The sequence below is a fragment of the Nocardia sp. NPDC051570 genome (assembly GCF_044454005.1).
Taxonomy (GTDB): Bacteria; Actinomycetota; Actinomycetes; order Mycobacteriales; family Mycobacteriaceae; genus Nocardia.
The window spans coordinates 226479-250391 of the sequence record NZ_JBITDI010000005.1; the positions used below are offsets into that span (position 1 = coordinate 226479).

Consider the following 23913-nt stretch of genomic DNA (forward strand, 5'->3'; position numbering starts at 1 on the left):
ACCCCGGACAGCCCGTCACAGACTTGTTGCTGGTATGTGACGACAAGCGCGACGACCACCCGACCGGAATTGACCGTATTGCCGCCACTGCCCGAATCGCACTGGGATTCACGAGAGTTCGTGACGTTTGCTTACGGTTCACTGCCGCGAGGGCCACAGACGAAGATCAGACAATGTGGCGCAAATCATATGAATCCAGCCCCGTCGATATTCCCGGGACCCCGTACGGGTCATAGCTCGGGTGTCGTATGGTGCTCAGCATCACATCCGATGCCGGAGGTAACGATGACGTTCCACGGGGTAGATCAGCGAGGCATCCAGCAGTGAGCCAGCCTGCGAGCGAACAGACAGCACAGCCCGCCCTGCGTCCGATGGCACCGAGCGCCGATGAGGTGGTGTCGTGAGCGCACCGGCACGGGTGCCCGAATCGGGCACGGGAGTGTCCAGCGCCGGTCGGGCGGCGATCGCGGCGCGAACCCTGCGCACCGACCGATGGTGGGTGCCGCCCTTGGTCACGGTGCTCGGCCTGGGCACGTTCATCGTCTACGCCACCGTGAGAGCCTTTGTGCGCACGGCGTATTGGGTTCCCGACTATCACTATCTGACGCCGTTCTACTCACCGTGCGTGAGCACCTCGTGTGTCGAGGGCTCCAGCCACCTCGGCCACTGGGTGGGCGCGCTGCCGATGTGGATTCCGCTCGGCTTCCTGGTGCTGCCGTTCCTGCTGCTGTTCCGGCTGACCTGCTACTACTACCGCAAGGCCTACTATCGCGCGGTGTGGTTCTCGCCGCCGGCCTGCGCGGTCGCCGAGCCGCATGCGAAATACACCGGGGAGACCCGGCTTCCGCTGATCATCCAGAACGTCCACCGGTACTTCTTCTATGCGGCGGTGATCGTCTCACTGGTCAACACCTACGACGCGATCATGGCCTTCCACGGCAAATCGGGCGGCTTCGGATTCGGGCTCGGCAATCTCGTGCTGCTGGTCAATGTCGTTCTGCTGTGGGCATATACGCTGTCGTGCCATTCCTGCCGGCATATCGCGGGCGGCCGGTTGAAGCACTTCTCCGCCCATCCGGTCCGCTACTGGTTCTGGACCCAGATCTCCAAGCTCAACACCCGGCACATGCTGCTGGCCTGGACCACGCTCGGCACGCTGATGCTCACCGATTTCTACGTGATGCTCGTCGCCAGCGGCACCATCGCCGACCCGCGGTTCGTGAACTAATCCAATGACACAGTCTCCCAGGAGTATTCGGTTCCATGCCTGAAGTCGAGCGGCACAAGTACGACGTCGTCGTGATCGGCGCCGGTGGCGCCGGCCTGCGAGCGGTAATCGAGGCCCGCGAGCACGGCCTGTCGGTCGCGGTGGTGTGCAAATCGCTGTTCGGCAAGGCGCACACCGTGATGGCCGAGGGCGGCTGCGCGGCGTCCATGGGCAACGCCAACGAGAAGGACAGTTGGCAGACCCATTTCAAGGACACGATGCGCGGCGGCAAGTTCCTCAACAACTGGCGGATGGCCGAACTGCACGCGCAGGAGGCCCCCGACCGGGTGTGGGAGCTGGAAACCTATGGGGCGCTGTTCGATCGAACAGCGGACGGCCGGATCAGCCAGCGCAACTTCGGCGGTCACACCTACCCTCGGCTCGCGCACGTCGGCGACCGGACCGGACTCGAGATCATCCGGACCATGCAGCAGAAGATCGTCTCGCTGCAGCAGGAGGATCACGCCGAGACCGGCGACTACGAATCGCGCATCAAGGTCTTCGCCGAATGCACGATCACCGATCTGCTCACCGATGACGGCCGCATCGCCGGGGCCTTCGGCTACTGGCGCGAATCCGGGCGATTCATCCTGTTCGAGACGCCCGCGGTGGTCCTGGCGACCGGTGGAATCGGCAAGTCCTACAAGGTCACCTCGAACTCCTGGGAGTACACCGGCGACGGTCACGCGCTCGCGCTGCGGGCGGGGGCCTCGCTGATCAACATGGAGTTCCTGCAGTTCCATCCGACCGGCATGGTCTGGCCGCCGAGCGTCAAGGGCATCCTCGTCACCGAGGGCGTGCGCGGCGACGGCGGGGTGCTGAAGAACACCGACGGTAAGCGCTTCATGTTCGACTATATCCCGTCGGTCTTCAAGGGTCAGTACGCCGAGACCGAGGAGGAGGCCGATCAGTGGTTGCGCGATAACGATTCCGCGCGCCGCACCCCGGATCTGCTCCCGCGCGACGAGGTGGCCCGCGCCATCAACGAAGAGGTGAAGGCGGGCCGCGGCACCCCGCACGGCGGCGTCTATCTCGACATCTCCTCGCGCATGCCCGCGGCCGAGATCATGCGGCGGCTGCCGTCGATGCATCATCAGTTCAAAGAGCTTGCGGACGTGGATATTACGAAGGAGCCGATGGAGGTCGGCCCGACCTGTCACTACGTGATGGGCGGTATCGAGGTCGATCCCGATACCGGCGCCGCGACCGTGCCCGGACTGTTCGCCGCCGGTGAATGCTCCGGCGGTATGCACGGTTCCAACCGGCTCGGCGGCAATTCGCTGTCGGATCTGCTGGTCTTCGGCCGCCGGGCCGGGCTGGGCGCCTCCGGTTACGTCGAGGAGCTGGGCGGCAAGCGCCCCGCGATCACCGACGCCGATATCGCCGCGGCCGCGAAAACCGCACTGGCGCCGTTCGATCCGCCCGCCGAGGGCCCCGGCGAGAACCCCTACACCCTGCACACCGATCTGCAGCAGACGATGAACGATCTGGTCGGGATCATCCGCAAGGAACATGAGCTGAAACAGGCCATCGAGCACCTGGCCGAATTGCGCGAGCGGTTCGACACGGTGACCGTCGAGGGGCATCGGCAGTTCAATCCGGGCTGGCATCTCGCGGTGGATCTGCGCAACATGCTGCTGGTCAGTGAGTGCGTCGCGCAGGCCGCGCTGCTGCGCACCGAGAGCCGCGGCGGGCATACCCGCGACGACCATCCGCAGATGGATCCGCAGTGGCGCAACAAACTGCTGGTCTGCCGGGTGGATCCGGACGGGGTAGGGCAGACCGTGCCCGCGGTGACCGTCACCCCCGAGGATCAGACGCCCATGCGCGCCGAGCTGCTCGCCCTGTTCGACCTGGGCGAGCTCGAGAAGTACTACACCTCCGCAGAGATCGCCGTACATCCGGCGACTGCAGCGAAAGGGGATGCGTAGCAATGGGTTACGACGCTCGATTCCGAGTCTGGCGCGGCGACGCCGACGGCGGCGCCCTGGTGGACTACACCGTCGAGGTGAACGAGGGCGAGGTCGTTCTCGACATCATCCATCGGCTGCAGGCCACCCAGGCCTCCGATCTGGCGGTGCGCTGGAACTGCAAGGCCGGTAAGTGTGGATCCTGTTCGGCTGAGGTCAACGGTCGGCCGCGGCTGCTGTGCATGACCCGGATGTCGACCTTCCAAGAGGACGAGGTCGTCACGGTGACGCCGATGCGCACCTTCCCGGTCGTGCGCGATCTGGTGACCGATGTCTCGTTCAACTACGAAAAGGCCCGGGAGATACCGTCTTTCACACCTCCCATGGATCTGAAGCCGGGCGAGTACCGGATGAAGCAGCAGGATGTCGAGCGCTCGCAGGAGTTCCGCAAGTGCATCGAATGCTTCCTGTGCCAGAACACCTGTCACGTCGTGCGCGACCACGAGGACAATAAGCATGCCTTCTCGGGGCCGCGCTACCTCATGCGCGTCGCTGAGCTCGAGATGCATCCGCTGGATGTCGCCGATCGTCGCGAAATGGCCCAGGAGGACTTCGGTCTCGGCTACTGCAACATCACCAAATGCTGCACCGAGGTCTGCCCGGAACATATCAAGATCACCGATAACGCGCTGATTCCGTTGAAGGAGCGCGTGGTCGATCGCAAGTACGATCCGATCGTCTGGCTGGGGAACAAACTGTTCCGGCGATAGCCGGAAGTCATTGAGCCACAGGGAAATGTGGGGGGCGGCCCGACACCGCCCCCCACAGCTGTATGACTAGAGCATCGACACCACGCCGATCGCGACCACCGCGACCAGCATTCCGAACAGCAATGCCGACAGCACCGCTCCGGTCAGTATGTATATGCCTGCCGCGGAGACCGCGAACAGCAATCCCACGATCAGTCGTTCGACCCAATCACCGGGCAGCAGCTTGCGGTCTCTGTGGGAGGTATTCCTCAGCCCACGGTCCACGAGTTGTATGTACCCGCCCTTAGCCCGGGCAAACATCCATTCGATACGCAACAGCATTCGATTCGTGATCTCGATGGGGCGCAGCGCTGCTGAACATTTGCCGGAAATCCGCTCGGATCTCGCGGAAATCCACCCGCCGCCGGGTCGGCTGAGGGATGCTAGGAGTGTGCCCGGAGCAGTAAGACGCTCGGTCCCTTCGCACTCCTGAACCCTCCGGGCGCGTTCAGGATCCGCTCGCAGGAACGAGGAGTCATGGCTGTACTGCGCTATGCGTCACCGGTGTTCGAACGGGATTCGGAGGTGGCGGCATGCAGCTGACCAACCTGCACCTCCCCGTGGCCGGTCTGCTGGGCTGCGGTGTCGATCCGGGTGTGATGACGGTCGAACATGCCCATGCCGCAATGCAAGTGCACCTGGAGTGCGCGGTCGACACCTGCAAGGTGCGCCGGCGCGCCCGCGCGGTGCTGGTCGAGGAGGGTCGCTGCGTGCTCGACGAACGAGCACTCCCGTGACCGCGCTGGTCGAGGCCGGCGGCGGCCGGAAGGTGGTGCAGCTGTTCGGAGCTCGCCCGCGCGGCGCCCGGCACGCGGTCATGCATCGGCATGCCGGACGGCATGCGCGAGCGCGGGCCGGGTCGGTTCGTCCGCTGTATCTGGTTCGCCCGGATTCGACGCGGCATACCGTCGCGCCGCCGGTGCGCGTGCGTCGATCGCATACCGCGCTGGACCGATACGACCGCTTTATCCTCTGGGGCGCCGGATGGTTGCTGCGCCTGCGGATCGCCCTGATCGGTGAAAACCCGGTCTACTGGGACTGATTCGGCCCCTCGATCGACAAGATCATTCCTGTTGCTCCGCCCGAAGGGGGTTGCGGGCACGGCTGCGCCCCCTATCCTTCATCGATATCGGGGCGGGTCCGTGTGTTCCAGGTTCCTGCACGAGGGTGATGTGGAGGAACCGTATGGCCAGGAAGCAACATCCCGAGGTCGAACGCTGGCCTGAGGTTTCCGATGAAGAACGGTGGCCGGTGGCCGAACCTGATGAGGATCGCTGGGAGGCGGCGCAGAATCGCCGCCGCATGGCCGAATCCGACGAGGAGCGTTGGGATGTCGCGCATACTCGACGCCCACCAGTCGAACCGGACGAGGAACGTTGGGAGACACCGAGTCGCCGCCGCACCGGCCGACTGCGAGTCGAGGTGCCGCCCATCGTCAATCCGTACTCGATCGTCGCACTGGTCGCGGCGCTCCTGGGCCTGTTCCCGGTGGCGATCGTCTTCGGCTTCATCTCCTTCAGCCATCCCCGCGGCCGCGTAATGGCCCTGTTCGCCTTGATGATCGGCGTCGCCGAGGTCGTCGCCCTCGCGGGCGTCGTCGTACTCTCCGGCGTCACCCTGCCACGCCCCGCATTACGCAGCGACCCGGCCTCGGTCGGTACCACCATCGTGACCGTCGCGAGCCCGCCCCCCACCGCGACCGCGCCGACCTACGCCGCCCCCGCCCCGACCACCAGCGCATCGGTCCAGCCCACCACGGTCACCAAGGGCGAGGTGTGCACCGAGGCCCAGGCCGCCCTCATCGGCACCACCGCCGACGGCAGCACCCTGCTGTGCCTGAGCGGAACCAGCGGCTACCGCTGGAACGGGCCGTACACGGTGTCCACGGCGGTGTACACCGGTGGCACCAAATGCAATCCGGCTACCGATAAGACGGGGCGCACCGCCGATGATCACGCGCTGGTGTGCGAGCGGAACATCTGGACGCTCTGGGTGGAGTAAGAGAGCTTGTGCGCGCCATGGCATCCGAGTGGCCGGAATGGATACGCCCGGGCGGGAGAACACTGTGCGCGAGCGAGCGAGCGGGCTCGGCGACAGCGGATGAGTGCGGGGGACGATCGTGGGCCCCGATAGCGGGTCCATCAGCTATACGAGTTGTTGTAGCTGTTGCTCGAACTCGGTCAGTGACCATTGTTGACGGAATGCGTTGGGGCTGATAGCTCCAGGGCGTTATGGCTCTAGATAGAGGCGTTCGTTGGGCAGGCGCGGTAGGCCGCTCGGATCGTCGGGGACGATGGTCACGGCGTCGACCCAGTGCCTGGCCTGCCATTCCCGCATGAATACTGTTGCGGCGCTGTGACATGCGGCGAAGTCGAGGCGCAGGCCTTGGAGGAATACCGACAGGTGCACATCCGGTTCGGTGGGGAGTGGGGAGCCCTGTTCACCGCGCATAGCCGGGGGCTCTCGCCGCCAACGTGTTTCGGCCCAGTCGGGTGATCTCGTAGCGGCCCGGGCGTGCTCCCGTGACGATCAGGCTGCGGCTCGCGAGGTTCGATATCGCTTGGTGGGTGGTCCAGGCGGTGAGGCTGGCGGAGATCTTGATTTGACGTTCGGTCAGCATTCCGCCGTGGTTGAGCGCCTGCAGGATTCGGGCTTCGGCTGGTGAGAGGCTTCCTGGTTGTCGGGGCATGCGGATATGGTGGCGTGAGTCACATCGAGCGAGAAGGCCCTCGCTCACGGTTCAGCTAAGAGACCCAAACGCCCAGAATGATTCTCCGATGTTGCCACCGCGATTCTCGAGCCGAGAGAAAACGGCACGTCGGCTGAGAGAGCAGGGGGAACGGTGATGCCGAGCAAGGCGGATCTCAGCGGTACGACACTCCCGCGTCGACAACTGGGCAAGGTACTGCGGGACGCCCGCCAAGCCCGCGGCCTGACGCTCGATCAGGTCGCTGCGGCCACCGGAATCAGCCGCCCCACGCTGAGTCGGATCGAGTTGGGGCAGTACACGAAGGTCCGGGAGATGGAAGCCGACTTTCTCGGCCGGTACTACGGGTTGCCGGAGGCCCGGATCCAATTCCTGAAATCCCTGGTGGACCAACTCAGTCCGAAGATATGGTGCAAGAACGGTCAGCATCGGCCGTATCCGGTATTCAAGACGTACACCTCGCTGGAGTCGTATGCGTCCAACGGTTGGTTCCACCAGTCGATCGCCGTTCCCGGACTGCTACAGACGGCGGACTATGCGCGGACGTTGACCCGACTTGCCGATCCGGACCGCCCTATGGACGAGATCGATGCACATGTGGACAGCCGAATGCAGCGAGGGCGAATACTCACCCGACCGCACCTGGCATTGCGTGCGGAATTCCTGTTGCAGGAGAACGTGCTGTACAGCTTGGTCGGATCCGGCCGGATCATGGCAGCTCAGTTACAGCATGTGGCCGATATGAGTACACGCGACAACATATCGATCCGGATCGTGCCGTTCGCGGCAGGGATCCCGGCCGGTGTCCTGTTGACGCCACACATCATTCTCGAGTTCCCGGACAATGAACCACCCATTGTCTACACCGAAGCTCTCATGACCTCGGTATTTGAGGACGAAGATGTCGTGAAGCAGTTTCGTGCCGCCCACGACATCCTTCGGAAATCGGCGCTGGAAGAGGAACCATCCAGGGATTTGATCAGGAAGACAGCAAGGAGACACGAGCGGTGATCACCAACCTTTCCGGCACAGAGTGGTTCAAGTCGTCATACAGTGGCGAGGGCGGCAATGACTGCGTCGAAATCGCCTGGCTTGCAAGCGGTTACGTCGGTATCCGTGATTCAAAGAACCCCGAAGGCCCCGCCCTCGTGTTCACCCCTACCGAGTGGGACACCTTCACCACCACCATCCAGTCCAGCAAGTTCCCCCACCCCCAATAGCTACGCTCAAACTCGAGAGCACCACAGTCGGCCGCGCCGCGGCCATCGGAGAGAGGACGTGTGATCAATGGCTGATCGAGTTGCCGTAGTGTCCGGAGCCGCGCGCGGTATCGGGGCGGCGGTCGCCAAACGCCTTGCCGCCGATGGTCTTTCGGTCGGCGTGCTCGACCTGGACGCCGCGCACTGCGCCGATACCGTCGAGGCGATCACCAAGGCCGGTGGCCGGGCGGTCGCGCTCGGCGCGGACGTGTCGAAGGAGGATTCCGTCGCCGCGGCCGTCGAGCAGCTCGCGAACGAGCTCGGCGGCCCGACCGTCGTGGTCAACAACGCCGGAATCCTGCGCGACAACCTGCTGTTCAAGATGAGCGTCGACGACTGGGACGCGGTGCTGAACGTACATCTGCGCGGCGCGTTCCTGCTCACTCGGGCCGCCCAGAAGTACATGGTCGAGGCCAAATGGGGCCGCATCGTCAACATGTCCAGCACGTCTGCGCTGGGTAACCGCGGTCAGGTCAACTACTCCGCCGCCAAGGCGGGTATGCAGGGCTTCACCAAGACCCTAGCCCTGGAACTGGGCAAGTTCGGCGTCACCGCCAACGCCATCGCCCCCGGCTTCATCGTCACCGATATGACCGCCGCCACCGCCGAACGCGTCGGCCTCGAATTCGAGGAATTCCAGAAGGCCGCCGCCACCCAGATCCCCGTCCAGCGCGTCGGCTTCCCCGAGGACATCGCCCACACCGCGTCCTTCCTGATCAGCGAAGGAGCGGGCTTCGTCTCCGGCCAGGTCATCTACGTGGCAGGCGGCCCGAAGGACTGATCCCCCAGCCGAGCGTCCGGGCCACCCCCGCCCGGACGCTCCGGTGCCCGGCCGTCATCAGCGCGGTAGGCGGCGACAGTAGCCCCCGGCTCGGCATGTTGTTACCGGATGGTCGTGACGCGTCGGTTGGAAACCATGTCGCCCAACCGACTCCGTAGCTGTCATCGGTGCCCGATGACCATGTCTCGGAATTCGATGGCCAGGCGGTGGCAGTCGCCGGGCCAGCGGCCGGAGATGTAGTTGCGATCGCGGACGGTGAAACCGCGCCCGGGTTCGGTCCATGTATCGCGGCGCGGGATCAGCGGGCCCCGTTCGAATTGCTTCGGATTTCGCAGTGCGGCAGTGACTTCGGCTTGTACCGTCGTCGGATAGGTGCGATAGTAGCCGCCCAGCCACAGCCGAGTCAGGTTCCACGCCGAGAGCTCGAGGACAGCGGTGACGGCCGTGGTGTTGCGGTCGTAGAGGATCGAGTGTCCGGTCTGGGGGTGCCGGGCGCGGGCGGCGAGCAGCACGCCGTGACAGACGGCCCCGACCGGAAGCTCGGAAACCATCGCTCGGGCGAGAATCTCCTGGGCGGCAGTCGATTCCAGCATGGATTTCATGCCGGGCGCGTGACCGCCGGGCACGAATACACCGGTGGGCTTGTCCGCGAGGACGTCGGCGTACGCCATCGGCGTGCGGAACCGCGGGTCTCGGCACATCCGGTCGTATGCGGCCAGTCCATCCCGCCGAGTCATGAGTACCGGCGAGAGCAGGGAGAATCCTTGTTCGGTCAGGCGCGGGTCGGCGAAGGCCGGAGCACCCGTCGGGGTGGCGAAACGGACATCGATGCCGGCATCGTGCAGCGCCGCCCACGGTACTGCGGATTCGGTCGGGTCGTAGTCGGCGTCCGGAAGAAGGAAAACGATCACGAGTCGTCCTTTCGTCACCGCAATTGACCGAACGGTTTGTTTCCAGCCGATTGTATCGGTACCAAGGCCACGATCGGGACCGATAAAGGACGAACAGGGCGATCCGGCCGTATTCGCCTTGGTACAAGGCTGATTGGGGCAGACTTGCTGTCATAACCAGCGGAACAATGCAGGGGAGCCCCGATGTCGCAGCCGCAGTCCTACCCGAGTGCCGTGCCGGTGGGGGTGGATACGAGTCGTGCCAGCATCGCGCGTGTTTACGACGCGGCGCTCAACGGTAAGGACAACTTCGAAGTCGACCGTGAAGTGTTGGCGCAGGTCGCCACGGTGGCGCCGGGTGTGGCCGAATTGGCCTGGGCCAATCGGGATTTCCTGATCCGGGCCTGCCGGTTCCTCGCGAGTCAGGCGGGGATCAACCAGTATCTCGATCTCGGCTCGGGGCTGCCGACCGCGGAGAACACCAATCAGGTGGTCCAGCGGATCGTGCCGAACTCCCGGGTGGTCTATGTGGACAACGATCCGCTGGTGCTCGCGCACGCTCGGGTGTTGCTGGAGGAGAACACCGATACCAGCATCGTCGAGGCCGATATCTTCCGGCCCTTCGACGTGCTCGGCAACCAGGCCGTGCGGGAGGAGCTGGATTTCAGCCGCCCGCTGGCGCTGTTCCAGGTCGGCACGCTGCATCACTATCTGGACGACGATGCCGCGGAGCTGATGCGGACCTATATCGATGCGCTGGCGTCCGGATCGTATGTGGTCATAGCGCATTTCTTCGATCCGGAGATCGACCGGTACAGCGAGCTGGCCCGGAAGATGGAGGACAAGTTCGTGCACAGTCCGATGGGCGGCGGGCGTTTCCGGACCCGGGCGGAGATCCAGGCCATGTTCGGTGATCTGGAGATGGTCGAGCCGGGGCTGGTGCTGTGCGACGAGTGGTGGCCCGACGGGCCACGGCTGGCACCGCTTTCGGAGGTTCGGCACTGCATCGTGGGCGGGGTCGGGCGCAAAGTCTGAGGACGTGAGCGCAGGCGACAATTCATACCCACCCGACTTCGGTTCAGTATTCGCCGATTGACAGCGGCGATCCCTATTCGTCTCCGAAACCCCTTTCGGATGGAAATACCGTCCGGTGCGCCGAGACCCGACTTTCCGGATTCCGGAAGGACCGACCGGGTGGTTCGAAACCGTGTCCGATCTTCAGACCCCTGCGGCTTCGAATACGCCGTGGGCCGGATACATCCGGATCACAAGAGTCGGAACGGAGGAACGTAATGATCCCGGGCGTTCACGGGATACTATGGGAAGTCGACGCGGTGTGTTTGCAGACGAGCGCGCACAGGCGCCGAGCTGATCGCCGAGCATCGGAGTAGGGCGTCATGATCCCAGAACCGGTCCGTACCGCACCACTGGTCGAATCGCGCGTAGCCGATCTCGGCCCCACAGCCCTGCGCATCGCGATCGGCGGTCAACTGCGCAAGCTGCGTCAGGAGCTCGGCATCACGCGGGAGGCCGCGGGCGACCATATCCGCGGCTCACATGTGAAAATCAGCCGCCTCGAGCTCGGGCGCACCGGTTTCAAGAAGCGCGATATCGAAGATCTGCTGACCCTCTACGGCGTCGCGGACACCGATCAGCGCACGATGTTCCTGGATCTGGTCCGCAAGGCCAACGAGCCCGGCTGGTGGCATCAGTACAGCGATCTGCTGCCGGCCTGGTTCGAGACCTACCTCGGCCTCGAGGGTGCGGCGAAGTCGATCAGAACCTTTGAGGGTCAGCTGGTTCCGGGCCTGCTGCAGACCGAGGAATACGCCCGCGCGGTGGTCGCGCTCAATCAGGACAACACCGCGGCGCGACGGCGCGTGGAGCTGCGCCGCAAGCGTCAGGAGATCCTCGACATTCCCGGCGGTCCGGCGCTGTGGGCCGTGCTGGACGAGGCGGTGCTGCGCCGGCCGATCGGCGGGCGGGACGTGTTGCGGACACAGCTCACGCATCTGGTGGAGATGTCCAACCGCCCGAACGTCACCATCCAGGTGCTGCCGTATCTGGCCGGAGGCCATGCGGCGGCGGGCAGTTCGTTCACGATGCTCCGCTTCAGCGATCCCGAGGTGCCCGACGTCGTCTATCTGGAGCAGCTGACCAGTGCGCTGTATCTGGATCGCCGCGCCGACCTCGAGCTGTATCGCGTGGTGATGGAGCGGCTCGTCGTCCAGGCCGAGACGCCGGAGCGGTCGCGAACCATGCTCGTCGAGACGGCCGAGAAGCTGTAACCGTGCCGCGACGCGCCGATCGGGTCGATCGGCGGTAGCGTCGCTGATCATGAATCGACGGGCTCGTCGCGCGGTGACGAGCTATCTGCTGCTGTTGCCGAGCCTGATCGGCGTCGGCGGCTTTCTGCTGATTCCGATCGCGGTGGTCGCCTGGCTGAGCCTGCAGAGCTGGAATCTGTTGGGGCCCATGCGGTTCGTGGGGCTGCAGAATTGGCGTTCGGTGCTCAGCGATGGGGAGTTCGGGCATGCGCTGCTGGTCACGCTCGCATTGACGGCATTGGTGGTGCCCGCGCAGACGATTCTGGGCTTCGTGGTCGCGCTGCTGGTGGCGCGCCGCCGGGGCGGCTCGGTATTCCGGGTGTTGTACGCGCTGCCGTGGATGTGCGCGCCGGTCGCGGTCGGCGTGGTGTGGCAGTGGTTGTTCGCACCCACCGGGGGCGCGATCGATGCGATCCTCGGGCGGCGCATCGAATGGCTGTCTGATCCGGTGCTGGCGCTGCCGTCGGTGGCCACGGTGAGCATCTGGTCGAATGTGGGCTATGTGGCGTTGTTCTTCGTCGCGGGCATCCGGGCGATACCGCGGGAGATCTTCGACGCCGGGGAGCTCGACGGCGCCACCGGCTGGCAGCGGATTCGCTGGCTCACCCTGCCACTGCTGCGCCCCACGCTGTTCTTCGTGCTCGTCACCGGGATGTTGGCGGCCTTCCAGACCTTCGATACCGTCTACGCGCTCACCAAGGGCGGGCCGGGCGGGCGCACGGATGTGGTGGCGATGCGCATGTTCTCCGAGGCGTTCGACGCGGCGCGGCCGGGGCGGGCGGCGGTGATGGCGCTGGTGGTCTTCGCGGTGCTGTTCGCGATCACGGTGGCGCAGCATCGGTATCTGCGGGATCGGACCGCCGATGCGGACTGATCTGCTGCGCGGCGGCGCGGCCTATCTGATGCTGCTGGCCGGGGCTGCGCTGGCGGTCGCACCGCTGGTGCTGAGCGCGATCACGGCGGTGAAAACGCCGGAACAGTTCGGCGCGGGCGCGACGCTGGCATGGCCGAATCCGGTGACGGGCGAGAACTTCCGCACCGTCCTGGATCAGGGGCTCGGGCGGGCGCTGGCGGTGACGGCGCTGATGACGGCGTGTATCACGCTCGGGCAGTTGGTCTTTTCGATCCTGGCGGCCTATGCGTTCGCGCGCACCGAGTTTCCGGGACGGGACTGGCTGTTCTGGGTGTATCTGGCCACGATGATGGTGCCGTCCATGGTCACGCTCATCCCGCTGTATCTGCTGTTCGCGAAGCTGGGGTGGCTCAACACCTTCTGGGCGCTGGTGCTGCCGTTCGTCTTCGGCTCGCCGTATGCGATCTTCCTGTTACGGCAGTACTTTCGCGGCATACCCGAGGAATTGCTCGGCGCTGCGAGGCTGGATGGTGCGTCGACGCTGGATGTCATTGTGCACGTGGTAGTTCCGATGAGTCGGCCGGTGCTGGCCACGCTGACGGTGATCACGATCGTCGCGCAGTGGAACAACTTCATGTGGCCGCTGGTGGCGAGCAGCGGGCGGACCTGGCAGGTGCTGACGGTGGCGACGGCGAATCTGCAGACCGAATACAACGCGCGGTGGACGCTGGTGACGGCCGCGACCACCCTGGCGATCGCGCCGCTGGTGGTGCTGTTCGTGGTGTTCCAGCGCCAGGTGCTGCGGTCCATCTCGTGGACAGGGCTGAAATGAAGTCCTCGACGCGGGCCGTGCTCGGAATCGCGCTGGCCGCGGTCGTTCTCATCGCGACGGCGCTGTGGCTGGGTCGCACCGACCAGGATTCCGGGCATACGGTGCTGCGACTGCGGATCTGGGACGAGAGTTTCGTACCGGCCTATCGCGCCTCGCTGGACGCGTTCGAGCGGGCGAATCCCGATGTGCGCGTGCGGATCACGGTCGTGCCGTGGGCCTCGTATCCGGAGAAGCTGCGGTTGGATGTGGCCGGGGGCGCGGCCGAGGATCTGTTCTGGACGAATCTGTACGAGGACTATGCGGACGCCGGGCGACTGCTCGATATCGGCGCGCTGCTCGGGGCCGGCGCCGTCCGGGCGTGGGATCCGTCGGCGGTCGCTCAGTACACCCGTGGCGGAAGGCTATGGGCCGTACCGCAATTCGTGGATGGTGGTACGGCGGTGTATTACAACCGCGAGCTGCTCGCGGCCGCGCGGGTGGATCCGGGCGAGCTGGCGACGCTGCGGTGGAGTCCGGGCGCCGACGATACGCTGCGGCCACTGCTGCGGCGGCTCGCGGCCGTCGCGCCGTGGGCGTACAACGCCGCCCACGACTTTCAATCCATCGACCTGCCCTATCTGGGCTCGGCCGGTGGGCGATTCCAGGACGGTGAGCGGTACGTCTTCGACGATCCGCAGGGCGTCACCGCCTACACGTATCTGACCCGGCTCGTCGCCGAGGGGCTCGCACCCTCGGCGGCCGATACCAATACCAGCCGCGATTTCACGAAAACGGCGTTCCTGCAGGGGCGCATGGCCTTGTTCCAGTCCGGGACCTACAACCTGGCCCAGATCGCGCAGCAGGCACACTTCGGGTGGGGCGTGGCGCTGATGCCACGGGGCCCGGCGGGGCGGGTCAGCACCGATAACGCCATCGGTGTCGCGGGCAATGCCACCACGCGCCATCCCGATGCCGTGCGCCGGGTGCTCGCGTGGCTGGGCAGCGCCGAGGGCAATCGGTATCTGGGCGAGAACGGAGCGACCATTCCGGCGGTCGTGGCCGATCAGGGCGTCTATCGAGAGTATTGGGCCCGCAAGGGAATCGACGTGAGCCCGTTCTTCGATGTGCTCGACGGACCGCGGATCGGCTCCGGCGGCGGACCCGGTTTCGCCGCCGCGCTGAAGGCCATCGATCCGATTCTCGGCGAGATGTTCCTCGGCCGAATTCCGGTGCCCGAGGCGCTGTCTCGTGCCCGCGACGCGGCGCAACAGGCCGCCGGGCGGCAGTGACGGCTCAGATTCCGGCGATATCCACCAGCGGAGTGCGTGGGCCGAACTTGGGCTTGCGGGCCTGGCCGGAGATCTCCAGGAGGCGGACCGCGCGATAACGGTGCGGGCGTAGGGGTTCGAGGTATTCGACCATGGCGTCGTCGTCGAGGGGGTGGCCGAGCAGCGTCCATCCGACGATGGCCGCGAGGTTGAAATCGCCGACCGACAACGCGTCCGGATCGCCGAAGGCGCGCTGGGCGATCTCGGCCGCGGTCCAGATGCCGATGCCGGGGACCGTGCACAGGCGGCGGGTGGCCTCGGGGTGGGTCATGGTGGCGGCCTGCTCCAGTTTGTCGGCCATCCGCGCGGCCAGCACGATCGTGCGGGCGCGTTGGGGATCGACGTTGGCGCGGTGGTAGGTCCAGGACGGGATGTGGCGCCAGGTCTCGGCGGCGGGCGGTATCCGCATCGGCTCGGGCGTCGGGCCCGGGGCCGGTTCGCCGAACTGCCACACCAGCTTTCGCCAGGACGCGCGGGCGGAGATGGTGTGCACGCGCTGTTCCAGGACCGCGGGGACCAGGGTTTCGAAGACCAGGCCGGTGCGCAGCATGCGCAGACCCGGGAAGCGCCGGTGCGCCTCGGCGATTCTAGGATGGTCCGGGATGAAGTCGGTGACGTCCTCGTCCAGGCACAGCATCTGGGGCAGTCGGTCCAGGAATTCCTCGGCGCCCGGACCCCAGGCCCGGGCGGATACCTCCCGCGGACCGGACTGGGCCAGGCGATAGGTGACCGGGCCGCTCGGCAGCCGCGATGCTCGCCAGTGCGCGCCGTCGGCGCTCACACGGTGGCACGGATCGCCTGCGCCGCGCCGCAGCGGTGCGACGGTGTGCGCGAGATCAATCGGGCGGTCCGCCGTCACCATGCGCGCCGCGCCATCGATCGTCACCGGGACATTGTGCCTCCCGTCGTGAGAATGGCAACTATGAATAGCCCCGATCGGTGGCGACCAGTACGTTGAAACGAAACGATCACATGCGGCGATGTGCTTTCAGATCTACTGCATTCAGATCGGCCTGTCGGCAATTGACGGGCATTCCGCCGCGACGGAGGTTTTCGATGCTTACCAATCTAGTGAACTGGCTGTTGAATGCTTGGGGCGGCGTTTCCGCTGGTAGCTCGGGCTATCAGATCCCGCCGGGCACTCTGCCGTTCGGTAGCTGAGCCTCCACTCGAATCCCTCACCGCCCCAGCAGGAGCTGGGCCAGATGCCGGCCCGCTCGGCCGCCCAGTTGGGCGGCCTGGGTGCGGCAGGAGAAACCGTCCGCCAGGAATCGGGCGTCGGCCGGAGCCGCGCGCAATGCGGGCAGCAGTCCGTTTTCCGCGACCGCAACCGAAATGTCGTAATGTCCGGACTGCATACCGAAATTCCCAGCAAGTCCACAGCATCCAGTGATTTCGGTCACTTCCGCACCCGCTCGCCGCAGAATTCGACGGTCCGCGTCGAAACCGAGCACCGCGTGTTGATGGCAATGCGGTTGGACGAGCACCGACTGTCCGGTGAGATCGGGCGGCCGCCACGCCGGATCGGACTCCAAGAACTCCGCGAGCGTGCGCACCGACCGCGCCGTCCGGGCGGCCCGCGGATCCTCCGGTAACAGCTGCGTCAACTCCGAGCGCAGCACCGCCGTGCACGACGGTTCCAACCCGACCACCACCCCACCGGCGGCCACATGCTTCTCGAGCGCGGATAACGTGGCCCGCAACCGCTTTCGCGCACCGGCGAGTTGACCAGTGCTGATCCAGGTGAGCCCGCAGCACACCCGGCGCTCGGGGATACTCACCTCGTATCCCAGCGATTCGATGAGTTCCACTGCGGCCCAGGCGATTTCGGGATCGAACGCATCGGTGAACGTGTCCACCCAGAGCATGACCGCAGCCCGCACCGGCCCTTCCGATTCTCCGGACATCGAGTGGGGAGCTTGCGTCCCGGCCAAAAGCTCGCCGGGACCAGGGATGTGGGTAACCTCCCCACCCGGACCAGGGATGTGGGTGACCTCCCCACCCGGACCAGAGATGTGGGTGACCTTCCTGACGGGGCCAGGGGCGTGGGCGTCCTCCCCACCGGGGCCCGGAATGTGGGTGACCTCCCCACCAGGGTCCGGAATGTGGGTGACCTCCCGACTGGGGTCCGGAATGTGGGTGACCTCCCCACTGGGGCCCGGAATGTGGGTGACCTCCCGACTGGGATCCGGGATGTGAGTGTCCTCCCCGCCGAGCGTCTGGGAAAGGCCAGAGCCCGGTGCGGTGGTTCGGAGGTTATGCCATTGGGTGCGGAAACTCTTGTGCGCCAGGGCGGGGACCTCGCGGCGGGGGTCCATGCGGGCGGCGCGCAGCGCCAAGCGGCGTAGGGGGGCCAGGGCCGAGAGGGCGTTGATCGTTCGGGGGATTCGGGTGGCGGCTGTGAGCCAGCGCTGGAGTTGGCCCAGGGCGTAGTGGTCCAGGGGGCGGGGGCGGTGGTGGTAGCGGCGGTGCAGGGTTTCGGACTTGTAGGTGGCCATATCGACGCCGGCGGGGCAGTCGGAGGCGCAGGCCTTGCAGGACAGGCAGAGGTCCAGGGATTCGGCGACGGCGGGGGAGCGCCAGTCGAGGGCGCCGCGGGTCACCTCCTGCAGGACGCGGGCGCGGCCGCGGGTGCTGTCCTTCTCGTCGGCGGTGGCCAGATAGGACGGGCACATGAAACCGCCGGTGGCGCGGGTATCGGCCCGGCACTTGCCGATTCCGACGCAGCGATGCACGGCCGCGCCGATATCGCCGTCGACCGGGAAGGCGAATCCCGCGGCGGGCGGTATCGCCCGCAGGCCCGCCAGCCGCAGGTCCGCGTCGATCGGGCGCGGCCGCACCAGCACTCCGGGATTGAGGATGTCGTCGGGATCGAACAGACCCTTGAATTCGCCGAAGGCCGCCAGCGCCTGCGGCGAATACATGCGCGCCAGCAACTCCGAGCGGGCCCGTCCGTCGCCGTGCTCGCCCGACAGCGAACCACCGTGGCGGACAACCAGATCCGTCGCATCCTCGAGGAAAGCCCGGAAACGCTTCGGCGCGTCGGCGATCGGCAGATCCAGCCGGACGTGGATACAGCCGTCGCCGATATGTCCGTACAGCAGCCCGTCCACGCCGTGCGCATGCATGAGCTCATCGAATTCGCGCAGGTAGGGGCCCAGCTTCTCGGGCGGCACCGCGGCGTCCTCCCAGCCGGGCCATGCCGGATGGCCGTCGGGCGTGCGTCCGGCCAGCCCGGCCCCATCGGCGCGAATCCGCCACAGCCGTGCGGCCTCGGCAGTGTCGTCGACGATTCGGCTGTCGAGCGCATTCGCGCTGCGGCACAGCAGTATCGCCTGCTCGTGCGCGAGTTCGGCGCTGTCGGCCGCGAGCTCCACGAACAGCCAGGCACCGCCCCGGGGCAGCGGAGGAACCGTCCCGCGATGGGCGCGCACCACATCCACCAGGCGGGCGTCGATACCCTCCACCGCGATCGGTGCGCAGGCCATGACCGAGGCGATATCGTCTGCCGCCGTGGGCATATCGGGATAGCCGAGCACCACCAGCATCGTGGCCACCGGCAGCGGGACCAGGTTCACGGTCGCCTCCAGCAGCAGCCCGCAGGTGCCCTCCGCGCCGACGAACGCCCTGGCCGCCGACGAATCTCGTTCCGGCAGTAGGTGTTCCAGGCCATAGCCCGAGGCCTGGCGATCGAAGCGGCCCAGCTCGGTGCGGATCAGGCCCAGATGACGGTGGGTGAATTCGGTCAGACCCGGGACCGACGACAGACCCTCGCCGAGGATCCGCTCGCTGCCGGTCCCGTCTAGAATCCTCAATTCACGCACGGTATCGGAGGTTCGGCCCCAGGCCACCGCCCGAGGTCCGCAGGCATTGTTGCCGATCATGCCGCCCAGGGTGCAGCGGTTCTGGGTCGAGGGATCGGGGCCGAAGCGCAGTCCGTGCGGTGCGGCCGCCTGCTGCAGGCGGGCCAGCACGAGGCCGGGTTGTACGCGGGCCCAGCGCCTTTCGGGGTCGACCTCCAGGACGGCATGCAGATGGCGGCTGAAGTCGAGCACCAGCCCGGGCCCGATCGCATTACCCGCCACCGAGGTTCCCGCGCCGCGCGCGGTGACCGCCAGACCCTCGGCCCGCGCCAGCTCGAGCGCCGCCGCGATATCGGCCTCACCGCGCGGGAAGACCACCGCGGCCGGGCGGACCCGATAGTTGGAGGCGTCGGAGGAGTACTCCGCGCGCCGCCGCTCATCGGTGTCCACCTCACCGTCGATCCCGGCGCGCAGCGCCCGCACCCACGAATCGGTCATAAGGCCACAGTAATCCGCGACCGCATGCGACCGGCCGGGCATGACGGCGGCGCGGCTCCGGATCGAGGCCGCCGCACCGCTGTGCCGCCCAGGTCAGCCGACGGTGATGACGATCTTGCCCAGCCCGTGGCCCGTCTGGCTCTCGCGCTGCGCCGCGGCGGCCTCGGCGAGCGGATAGCTCCGCGCCGCGCCGGGCAGCCGGAACTCGCCGTCGGCCACCAGGCGCGCCACCCGCTCGACGATATCGAGGGCCGCACCGCCCTGACGGGAGTAGAACGGCACGCCCTTCTCGGCCGCGGCGCCATCGGCGATGGTGACGATGCGGTCGACGCCGCCGCGCAATTCGATTGCGGCATCGAGGAATCCGTGGCCCGCGCAGTCGAAGATCGCATCGACACCGTCGGGCGCCAGCGCCCGGATCCGCTCGGCGACACCGTCGCCGTAGGTGACGGGCTCGGCGCCCAGATCGCGCACCACCTGCTGATTGCGCTGCGACGCCGTGCCGATGACCCGCGCCCCGGTCGCCCGCGCGAGCTGCACGGCCATCGCCCCGACCGCACCGGACGCACCGTTGATCACCAGGGTCTCGCCGGACTTCACGCCCAGCACCTCGAGTCCGCCGGAGGCCGTATTGGCCGCGACGGGCACCGCCACCGCATCCGGGAACGACAGCGTCGCGGGTTTGGGCGCCAGCTGCGTGGACAGCGCGTATTCGGCATAACCGCGGTTGTCGGCCGCCCAGCCGATCACCTCGTCGCCCACCCGCCAGGAGGCGTCCGGACCGGCCGCATCCACCACACCGGCGATCTCGAATCCGGTACCCGCCGGGAACTGCTGCGGACCGAACGAACCCTCGCGGCGCTTCCAGTCCGCGGGATTGACCCCCGCCACGCGCACCGCCACCCGGACCTGGGCCCCGGTGGGCTCGGGCACGGGCAGGTCGACCAGTGCCAAAACCTCGGGTCCGCCGAAACGCTCGAATTGAATGGCCTTCACGCCCACCGACTCTACGGCTGGAACCTTTCGCTGTCCGCGAACAGCGGATCGTGCCGGGAAGTCTTGCTCTCAACCTTTGTTGAGGTCTTAGTGTCGGTGGGCCGGGGTTGAATGATCCGGGAGCGGAAGGAGCGGTGGATGAGCATCGAATCGGTGGCGTGGAGTCAGCTGTATCGGCAGATGCATGCGCCGCAGGAGCAGCGCAAGCTCAGCCGCGCCACGGCCGCGCGCATCCTGCGCTTCGCCCGCCCGCATCGGCGACCGCTCATCGGATTCCTGCTGTTCAGCGTGCTGTCCGCGGTACTGGCGGTGGCCAATCCGGTGCTGGCCGGGCGGGTGGTCGACGATATCGTCGGCCATGCCGAGCCGCGGTCGGTGGTGGGAGTGGCCGCGATCATCGGCGTGGTCGCGGTGCTCGACGCCGCGCTGGGCATCGTCATCCGGTGGCTGTCCGCGCGGATCGGCGAGGGATTGATCCTGGACCTACGCACGGCCGTATTCGATCACGTGCAGCGGATGCCGATCGCCTTCTTCACCCGCACCCGCACCGGAGCGCTGGTGAGCCGGCTCAACAACGATGTGATGGGCGCGCAGCGGGCGTTCAGCACCACGCTGTCGGGTGTGGTCACCAATATCGTGACGCTGGTGCTCACGCTCGGGGTCATGGTCCGGCTGTCGTGGCAGATCACCCTGTTGGCCCTGGTGCTGCTGCCGCTGTTCATGCTGCCGGCACGGCGGATGGGCGAGCGGATCGCCGGAATCCAGCGCGAGGCGGCGCAGCTCAACGCCTCGATGAGCACTCAGATGACCGAGCGCTTCTCCGCACCCGGCGCGACGCTGGTCAAGCTGTTCGGGCGGCCGCGTCAGGAGTCGGCGGATTTCGCGCTGCGGGCCGGGCGGGTGCGCGATATCGGCGTGCGCACGGCCATGCTGCAGACCGTCTTCGTGACCGCGTTGACACTGGTGTCGGCGCTCGCGGTGGCACTGGTATACGGACTGGGCGGCTGGTACGCGCTGCGCGGTGAGCTGGATGCCGGTGCGGTGGTGGCGCTTTCACTGCTGCTGACCCGCCTCTACAGCCCGCTGACCGCACTGGCGAGCGCACGGGTCGACATCATGTCGGCGCTGGTGAGCTTCGAGCGGGTCTTCGAGATCCTGGATCTGAAGCCGCTGATCGAGGACGCTCCCGATGCGAAATCCGTTCCCGCCGGGCCCGTTTCGGTCGAGTTCGACGATGTGCGCTTCGGCTATCCGTCCGCCGACAAGGTGTCGCTCGCCTCGCTGGAGGATGTCGCCACCCTGGACACGCGCGGCGGAATCGAAGTGCTGCACGGGATTTCCCTGCACGCCGAGCCCGGGCAGATGATCGCATTGGTCGGATCGTCCGGCGCCGGGAAGTCCACCATCGCCCAACTGGTTTCCCGCCTGTACGACGTGGATTCCGGTGCGGTCCGGCTGGGCGGCGTCGACGTGCGCGAACTGACCGGACGTTCCATCCAGGACGCGGTCGGCCTGGTCACCCAGGACGGCCACCTGTTCCACTCCAGCATTCGGGACAATCTCCTGCTGGCCCGCCCCGAGGCGAGCGAATCGGATCTGTGGGACGCCCTGGAGCGGGCGAGGCTGCGCACTCTGGTGGCCTCCCTGCCGGACGGCCTGGATACCGTTGTGGGAGAACGCGGTTACCGCCTCTCGGGCGGCGAACGCCAACGCCTGACCATCGCCCGCCTGCTCCTCAAGCAGCCCCGCGTGGTGATCCTCGACGAGGCGACAGCATCACTGGACTCCACCTCCGAGGCGGCGGTACAGGAAGCCCTCACCGAAGCCCTCGAGGGCCGCACCGCATTGGTCATCGCACACCGCCTGTCGACCGTCCGGAGCGCCGACAAGATCCTGGTCATCGAAGATGGCCGCGTGATCGAGCAGGGCTCTCATACCGAACTACTCACCGCCGGCGGACGATACGCGGAGCTGTACCGCACCCAGTTCGCGGATGACACCGAAGGTGTTGCGGCATAACAGAGTAATGCGCGGAGCGCTCACTCCTCGACTGACGTCCCATAATTCCAAGGCCAGCCTTGCGAACAGCTACTGAATCGCGAAATCGTCGAGTCCGTTGAGTCGCGTATTGTGTGCCGCCCGGATCAACCAGCGCCCCGATCGTTGGACGAGCACCGCGGTGATGAGACCACGGCGGTCCTCACCAGCGGTAGCGCCGGGTAGGACGTGATCGGGCCATATCCACTCCGTATGTATCAAGACCACTCCGGGGGCGAGAGGCTGGATGTCGACGATCGTCTGGCTGTAGTTCTTCTTCTGCGCCAGAACGGATTCGGGTACATCCTCGTGGCCGCGCACATTGTCCTCCCGCGATCGCCACCACACGCCACGGTGCGTGATGAAGTCGCAGTCCTCGGTGAACAGCTGTCCCCACTCCTGCATCTCATGCTGAATCCAGAGTTCGGTATAGCGATCGAGTAGTTTTCGGATCACGTCGGCGTCATCATGCATGCATCGAATTGTTGAACCTCAACCAAGGTCAGGGTCAAGGTGGCGGCTGAGCCCGCTGGCGAACTAGGTCGCGGCGAGGTCGCGCTCGGCTACCCGTGCCAGCATGCTCAGCACAAGCTTTCGTTGCGCACTGGGGACTCCGTCGAACGCGCGGGCCTCGGCGGCGTCGCGGGCCACGGCGAACTTGGCGTAAATACGCTTACCCGCGTCCGTGATACGGGGGATCCGCACGCGCCGGTCGGTCGGAGCGACGGTGCGTGTGACGAGTTTCTGCTGTTCGAGGCGGTCGAGCACGCTGATCAGGGTCGACTTGTCGACGCACACAATACGACTCAGTTCGAGTTGGTTCGCGTGCTCTCCGTCCTCGAGTGCGGCGAGTACGAGCCAGTCGCGCATGTCCTTCAATCCGATCTCGACCGCGGCGCGGTCGAGATGGTTTGCCATGTGCGCGTTCGCCGCATGCAGCAGGAAGGCGAGATCGTTCGGGCGGGAGACCTGACCGTTCTCTGCGACATCGGGCGGTCGTGAAGTCTCCATAGCGGGCATGGTAGCCGGTCCGGCGAGTTAGGTCCAAGTCGTATCAGTTGATACCAAATCATCTTGACTAAAACTATCTAGACTCGTAATGTTCGGCCTGCCCATGAAATGACGCTCTGCCGAAGGACTCTGATGAGCACAGGCAACCGACAGGTGAACCTGGAGAGCCGAATGCCCTCCGTACCCCGTCCACTCCGGATCTCACGCGACATCGTCATCGCCGCACCGCCATCGGCGGTGTTCTCGGTGCTCGCAAATCCCCACCGCCACACCGATTTCGACGGGTCCGGCACCGTGCGGAACATGATCTCGGGACCGGATCGGCTGAGTATGGACGCCACGTTCAGGGCCGACATGAAACTGTTCGGTGTGCGCTACCGGATCCTCAATACGGTCGTCGAGTTCGAGGTGGATCGGCGCATCGCGTGGTGCCATCCCGGCAAGCACCGTTGGCGCTACGAACTCGAGGAGGTCGACGGCGGTACGCGGGTGACCGAGACCTGCGACCTGTCCACCTCGCCGATACGCGGACTGCTGGTGCGCACACCGTGGCCGCGCTGGAACGCCGAAGGCATCGAGAAGACTCTGCCGCGGCTCAAGACGCTGGTCGAGATGGGCGCCTGAAA

The 23913-nt window shown here is 66.3% G+C and carries 25 protein-coding genes; 16 read left to right on the forward strand and 9 right to left on the reverse strand.

The window, feature by feature from the left end; translation table 11 throughout:
• The first annotated feature begins 400 nt into the window (after positions 1-400).
• From ACIA76_RS14415 to ACIA76_RS14425, 3 genes are read left to right on the forward strand one after another with little or no spacing between them, the layout of a single operon-like run.
• Complete coding sequence (locus tag ACIA76_RS14415) at positions 401-1228, forward strand: hypothetical protein (RefSeq protein ID WP_397152239.1); 828 nt, start codon at positions 401-403, stop codon at positions 1226-1228.
• Between the two features lie 35 nt (positions 1229-1263).
• Positions 1264-3198 carry a fumarate reductase/succinate dehydrogenase flavoprotein subunit gene (locus ACIA76_RS14420; RefSeq protein WP_397152240.1) on the forward strand — a complete coding sequence of 645 codons (1935 nt, stop codon included), beginning with the start codon at positions 1264-1266 and terminating at the stop codon, positions 3196-3198.
• Positions 3199-3200: 2 nt separating this feature from the next.
• A complete protein-coding gene (locus ACIA76_RS14425) occupies positions 3201-3947 on the forward strand; it encodes a succinate dehydrogenase/fumarate reductase iron-sulfur subunit (RefSeq protein ID WP_397152241.1) in 747 nt (248 codons plus the stop codon).
• A 66-nt stretch (positions 3948-4013) separates the two neighbouring features.
• Here the strand turns inward: ACIA76_RS14425 and ACIA76_RS14430 are convergent, their stop codons facing one another.
• Positions 4014-4211: a hypothetical protein gene (locus tag ACIA76_RS14430; protein WP_397152242.1), complete on the reverse strand. Its 198-nt coding sequence runs from the start codon at positions 4209-4211 to the stop codon at positions 4014-4016.
• Between the two features lie 308 nt (positions 4212-4519).
• Here ACIA76_RS14430 and ACIA76_RS14435 point away from each other — a divergent pair, with 308 nt between their 5' ends.
• The 3 genes from ACIA76_RS14435 (at position 4520) to ACIA76_RS14445 (ending at position 5987) form a co-directional block, all read left to right on the forward strand.
• Positions 4520-4723, forward strand: coding sequence for a hypothetical protein (locus ACIA76_RS14435; RefSeq protein ID WP_397152243.1), 204 nt, complete (start codon positions 4520-4522; stop codon positions 4721-4723).
• Positions 4720-5028 (forward strand): hypothetical protein, encoded by a 309-nt coding sequence (locus ACIA76_RS14440; protein WP_397152244.1) that lies wholly within the window; start codon positions 4720-4722, stop codon positions 5026-5028. Before ACIA76_RS14435 ends, ACIA76_RS14440 begins: the two co-directional genes overlap by 4 nt.
• 143 nt (positions 5029-5171) lie before the next feature.
• Positions 5172-5987 (forward strand): DUF4190 domain-containing protein, encoded by an 816-nt coding sequence (locus tag ACIA76_RS14445; protein WP_397152245.1) that lies wholly within the window; start codon positions 5172-5174, stop codon positions 5985-5987.
• Positions 5988-6215: 228 nt separating this feature from the next.
• Here ACIA76_RS14445 and ACIA76_RS14450 read toward each other — a convergent pair whose 3' ends face one another.
• Together ACIA76_RS14450 and ACIA76_RS14455 are read right to left on the reverse strand one after the other, a co-directional pair.
• Entirely contained in the window at positions 6216-6437 is a 222-nt protein-coding gene (locus ACIA76_RS14450) for a hypothetical protein (protein WP_397152246.1), read from the reverse strand.
• Positions 6427-6675, reverse strand: coding sequence for a hypothetical protein (locus tag ACIA76_RS14455; RefSeq protein WP_397152247.1), 249 nt, complete (start codon positions 6673-6675; stop codon positions 6427-6429). Before ACIA76_RS14455 ends, ACIA76_RS14450 begins: the two co-directional genes overlap by 11 nt.
• A 156-nt stretch (positions 6676-6831) precedes the next feature.
• Here ACIA76_RS14455 and ACIA76_RS14460 point away from each other — a divergent pair, with 156 nt between their 5' ends.
• The 3 genes from ACIA76_RS14460 to fabG all read left to right on the forward strand — a co-directional run bounded on the left by ACIA76_RS14460 (position 6832) and on the right by fabG (position 8733).
• Positions 6832-7704, forward strand: a complete 873-nt coding sequence (locus tag ACIA76_RS14460; protein ID WP_397152248.1) for a helix-turn-helix domain-containing protein — start codon at positions 6832-6834, stop codon at positions 7702-7704.
• On the forward strand, positions 7701-7913 hold the full coding sequence (locus tag ACIA76_RS14465) for a DUF397 domain-containing protein (protein WP_397152249.1): 213 nt from the start codon (positions 7701-7703) through the stop codon (positions 7911-7913). The genes ACIA76_RS14460 and ACIA76_RS14465 overlap by 4 nt, the downstream gene beginning before the upstream one ends.
• A gap of 67 nt (positions 7914-7980) precedes the next feature.
• Positions 7981-8733 carry a 3-oxoacyl-ACP reductase FabG gene (gene fabG / locus ACIA76_RS14470; RefSeq protein ID WP_397152250.1) on the forward strand — a complete coding sequence of 251 codons (753 nt, stop codon included), beginning with the start codon at positions 7981-7983 and terminating at the stop codon, positions 8731-8733.
• 161 nt (positions 8734-8894) lie between these two features.
• Here fabG and ACIA76_RS14475 read toward each other — a convergent pair whose 3' ends face one another.
• Complete coding sequence (locus ACIA76_RS14475; protein WP_397152251.1) at positions 8895-9644, reverse strand: type 1 glutamine amidotransferase domain-containing protein; 750 nt, start codon at positions 9642-9644, stop codon at positions 8895-8897.
• A 183-nt stretch (positions 9645-9827) separates the two neighbouring features.
• Between ACIA76_RS14475 and ACIA76_RS14480 the strand changes: the two genes are divergently transcribed.
• The 5 genes from ACIA76_RS14480 (at position 9828) to ACIA76_RS14500 (ending at position 14903) form a co-directional block, all read left to right on the forward strand.
• Positions 9828-10658, forward strand: coding sequence for an SAM-dependent methyltransferase (locus ACIA76_RS14480; protein ID WP_397152252.1), 831 nt, complete (start codon positions 9828-9830; stop codon positions 10656-10658).
• Between the two features lie 362 nt (positions 10659-11020).
• On the forward strand, positions 11021-11911 hold the full coding sequence (locus ACIA76_RS14485; RefSeq protein ID WP_397152253.1) for a helix-turn-helix domain-containing protein: 891 nt from the start codon (positions 11021-11023) through the stop codon (positions 11909-11911).
• A gap of 49 nt (positions 11912-11960) precedes the next feature.
• Positions 11961-12824 (forward strand): carbohydrate ABC transporter permease, encoded by an 864-nt coding sequence (locus ACIA76_RS14490; RefSeq protein WP_397152254.1) that lies wholly within the window; start codon positions 11961-11963, stop codon positions 12822-12824.
• On the forward strand, positions 12814-13635 hold the full coding sequence (locus tag ACIA76_RS14495) for a carbohydrate ABC transporter permease (RefSeq protein ID WP_397152255.1): 822 nt from the start codon (positions 12814-12816) through the stop codon (positions 13633-13635). Before ACIA76_RS14490 ends, ACIA76_RS14495 begins: the two co-directional genes overlap by 11 nt.
• Positions 13632-14903 carry an ABC transporter substrate-binding protein gene (locus ACIA76_RS14500; RefSeq protein ID WP_397152574.1) on the forward strand — a complete coding sequence of 424 codons (1272 nt, stop codon included), beginning with the start codon at positions 13632-13634 and terminating at the stop codon, positions 14901-14903. The genes ACIA76_RS14495 and ACIA76_RS14500 overlap by 4 nt, the downstream gene beginning before the upstream one ends.
• 4 nt (positions 14904-14907) lie before the next feature.
• Here the strand turns inward: ACIA76_RS14500 and ACIA76_RS14505 are convergent, their stop codons facing one another.
• The 3 genes from ACIA76_RS14505 to ACIA76_RS14515 form a co-directional block, all read right to left on the reverse strand.
• Positions 14908-15804, reverse strand: coding sequence for a DNA-3-methyladenine glycosylase family protein (locus tag ACIA76_RS14505; RefSeq protein ID WP_397152575.1), 897 nt, complete (start codon positions 15802-15804; stop codon positions 14908-14910).
• Positions 15805-16120: 316 nt separating this feature from the next.
• A complete protein-coding gene (locus ACIA76_RS14510) occupies positions 16121-19243 on the reverse strand; it encodes an FAD-binding and (Fe-S)-binding domain-containing protein (protein ID WP_397152256.1) in 3123 nt (1040 codons plus the stop codon).
• Between the two features lie 93 nt (positions 19244-19336).
• A complete protein-coding gene (locus ACIA76_RS14515) occupies positions 19337-20239 on the reverse strand; it encodes an NADP-dependent oxidoreductase (protein ID WP_397152257.1) in 903 nt (300 codons plus the stop codon).
• Between the two features lie 138 nt (positions 20240-20377).
• Here ACIA76_RS14515 and ACIA76_RS14520 point away from each other — a divergent pair, with 138 nt between their 5' ends.
• Positions 20378-22258, forward strand: a complete 1881-nt coding sequence (locus ACIA76_RS14520) for an ABC transporter ATP-binding protein (RefSeq protein ID WP_397152258.1) — start codon at positions 20378-20380, stop codon at positions 22256-22258.
• Positions 22259-22327: 69 nt separating this feature from the next.
• Here ACIA76_RS14520 and ACIA76_RS14525 read toward each other — a convergent pair whose 3' ends face one another.
• Together ACIA76_RS14525 and ACIA76_RS14530 are read right to left on the reverse strand one after the other, a co-directional pair.
• Positions 22328-22750, reverse strand: coding sequence for an SgcJ/EcaC family oxidoreductase (locus ACIA76_RS14525; RefSeq protein ID WP_397152259.1), 423 nt, complete (start codon positions 22748-22750; stop codon positions 22328-22330).
• Between the two features lie 63 nt (positions 22751-22813).
• Positions 22814-23287, reverse strand: a complete 474-nt coding sequence (locus tag ACIA76_RS14530; protein ID WP_397152260.1) for a MarR family winged helix-turn-helix transcriptional regulator — start codon at positions 23285-23287, stop codon at positions 22814-22816.
• 132 nt (positions 23288-23419) lie between these two features.
• Here ACIA76_RS14530 and ACIA76_RS14535 point away from each other — a divergent pair, with 132 nt between their 5' ends.
• Positions 23420-23911 (forward strand): SRPBCC family protein, encoded by a 492-nt coding sequence (locus tag ACIA76_RS14535; protein ID WP_397152261.1) that lies wholly within the window; start codon positions 23420-23422, stop codon positions 23909-23911.
• The last annotated feature ends 2 nt before the right edge of the window (positions 23912-23913 follow it).

Coding starts and splice junctions, on each gene's coding strand:
- ACIA76_RS14420 (WP_397152240.1), top strand. CDS start 1,264: ATGCCTGAAGTCGAGCGGCACAAGTACGACGTCGTCGTGATCGGCGCC.
- ACIA76_RS14425 (WP_397152241.1), top strand. CDS start 3,201: ATGGGTTACGACGCTCGATTCCGAGTCTGGCGCGGCGACGCCGACGGC.
- ACIA76_RS14435 (WP_397152243.1), top strand. CDS start 4,520: ATGCAGCTGACCAACCTGCACCTCCCCGTGGCCGGTCTGCTGGGCTGC.
- ACIA76_RS14445 (WP_397152245.1), top strand. CDS start 5,172: ATGGCCAGGAAGCAACATCCCGAGGTCGAACGCTGGCCTGAGGTTTCC.
- ACIA76_RS14450 (WP_397152246.1), bottom strand. CDS start 6,437: ATGCGCGGTGAACAGGGCTCCCCACTCCCCACCGAACCGGATGTGCAC.
- ACIA76_RS14455 (WP_397152247.1), bottom strand. CDS start 6,675: ATGCCCCGACAACCAGGAAGCCTCTCACCAGCCGAAGCCCGAATCCTG.
- ACIA76_RS14460 (WP_397152248.1), top strand. CDS start 6,832: ATGCCGAGCAAGGCGGATCTCAGCGGTACGACACTCCCGCGTCGACAA.
- fabG (WP_397152250.1), top strand. CDS start 7,981: ATGGCTGATCGAGTTGCCGTAGTGTCCGGAGCCGCGCGCGGTATCGGG.
- ACIA76_RS14480 (WP_397152252.1), top strand. CDS start 9,828: ATGTCGCAGCCGCAGTCCTACCCGAGTGCCGTGCCGGTGGGGGTGGAT.
- ACIA76_RS14485 (WP_397152253.1), top strand. CDS start 11,021: ATGATCCCAGAACCGGTCCGTACCGCACCACTGGTCGAATCGCGCGTA.
- ACIA76_RS14490 (WP_397152254.1), top strand. CDS start 11,961: ATGAATCGACGGGCTCGTCGCGCGGTGACGAGCTATCTGCTGCTGTTG.
- ACIA76_RS14495 (WP_397152255.1), top strand. CDS start 12,814: ATGCGGACTGATCTGCTGCGCGGCGGCGCGGCCTATCTGATGCTGCTG.
- ACIA76_RS14500 (WP_397152574.1), top strand. CDS start 13,632: ATGAAGTCCTCGACGCGGGCCGTGCTCGGAATCGCGCTGGCCGCGGTC.
- ACIA76_RS14505 (WP_397152575.1), bottom strand. CDS start 15,804: ATGGTGACGGCGGACCGCCCGATTGATCTCGCGCACACCGTCGCACCG.
- ACIA76_RS14510 (WP_397152256.1), bottom strand. CDS start 19,243: ATGACCGATTCGTGGGTGCGGGCGCTGCGCGCCGGGATCGACGGTGAG.
- ACIA76_RS14520 (WP_397152258.1), top strand. CDS start 20,378: ATGAGCATCGAATCGGTGGCGTGGAGTCAGCTGTATCGGCAGATGCAT.
- ACIA76_RS14525 (WP_397152259.1), bottom strand. CDS start 22,750: ATGCATGATGACGCCGACGTGATCCGAAAACTACTCGATCGCTATACC.
- ACIA76_RS14530 (WP_397152260.1), bottom strand. CDS start 23,287: ATGGAGACTTCACGACCGCCCGATGTCGCAGAGAACGGTCAGGTCTCC.
- ACIA76_RS14535 (WP_397152261.1), top strand. CDS start 23,420: ATGAGCACAGGCAACCGACAGGTGAACCTGGAGAGCCGAATGCCCTCC.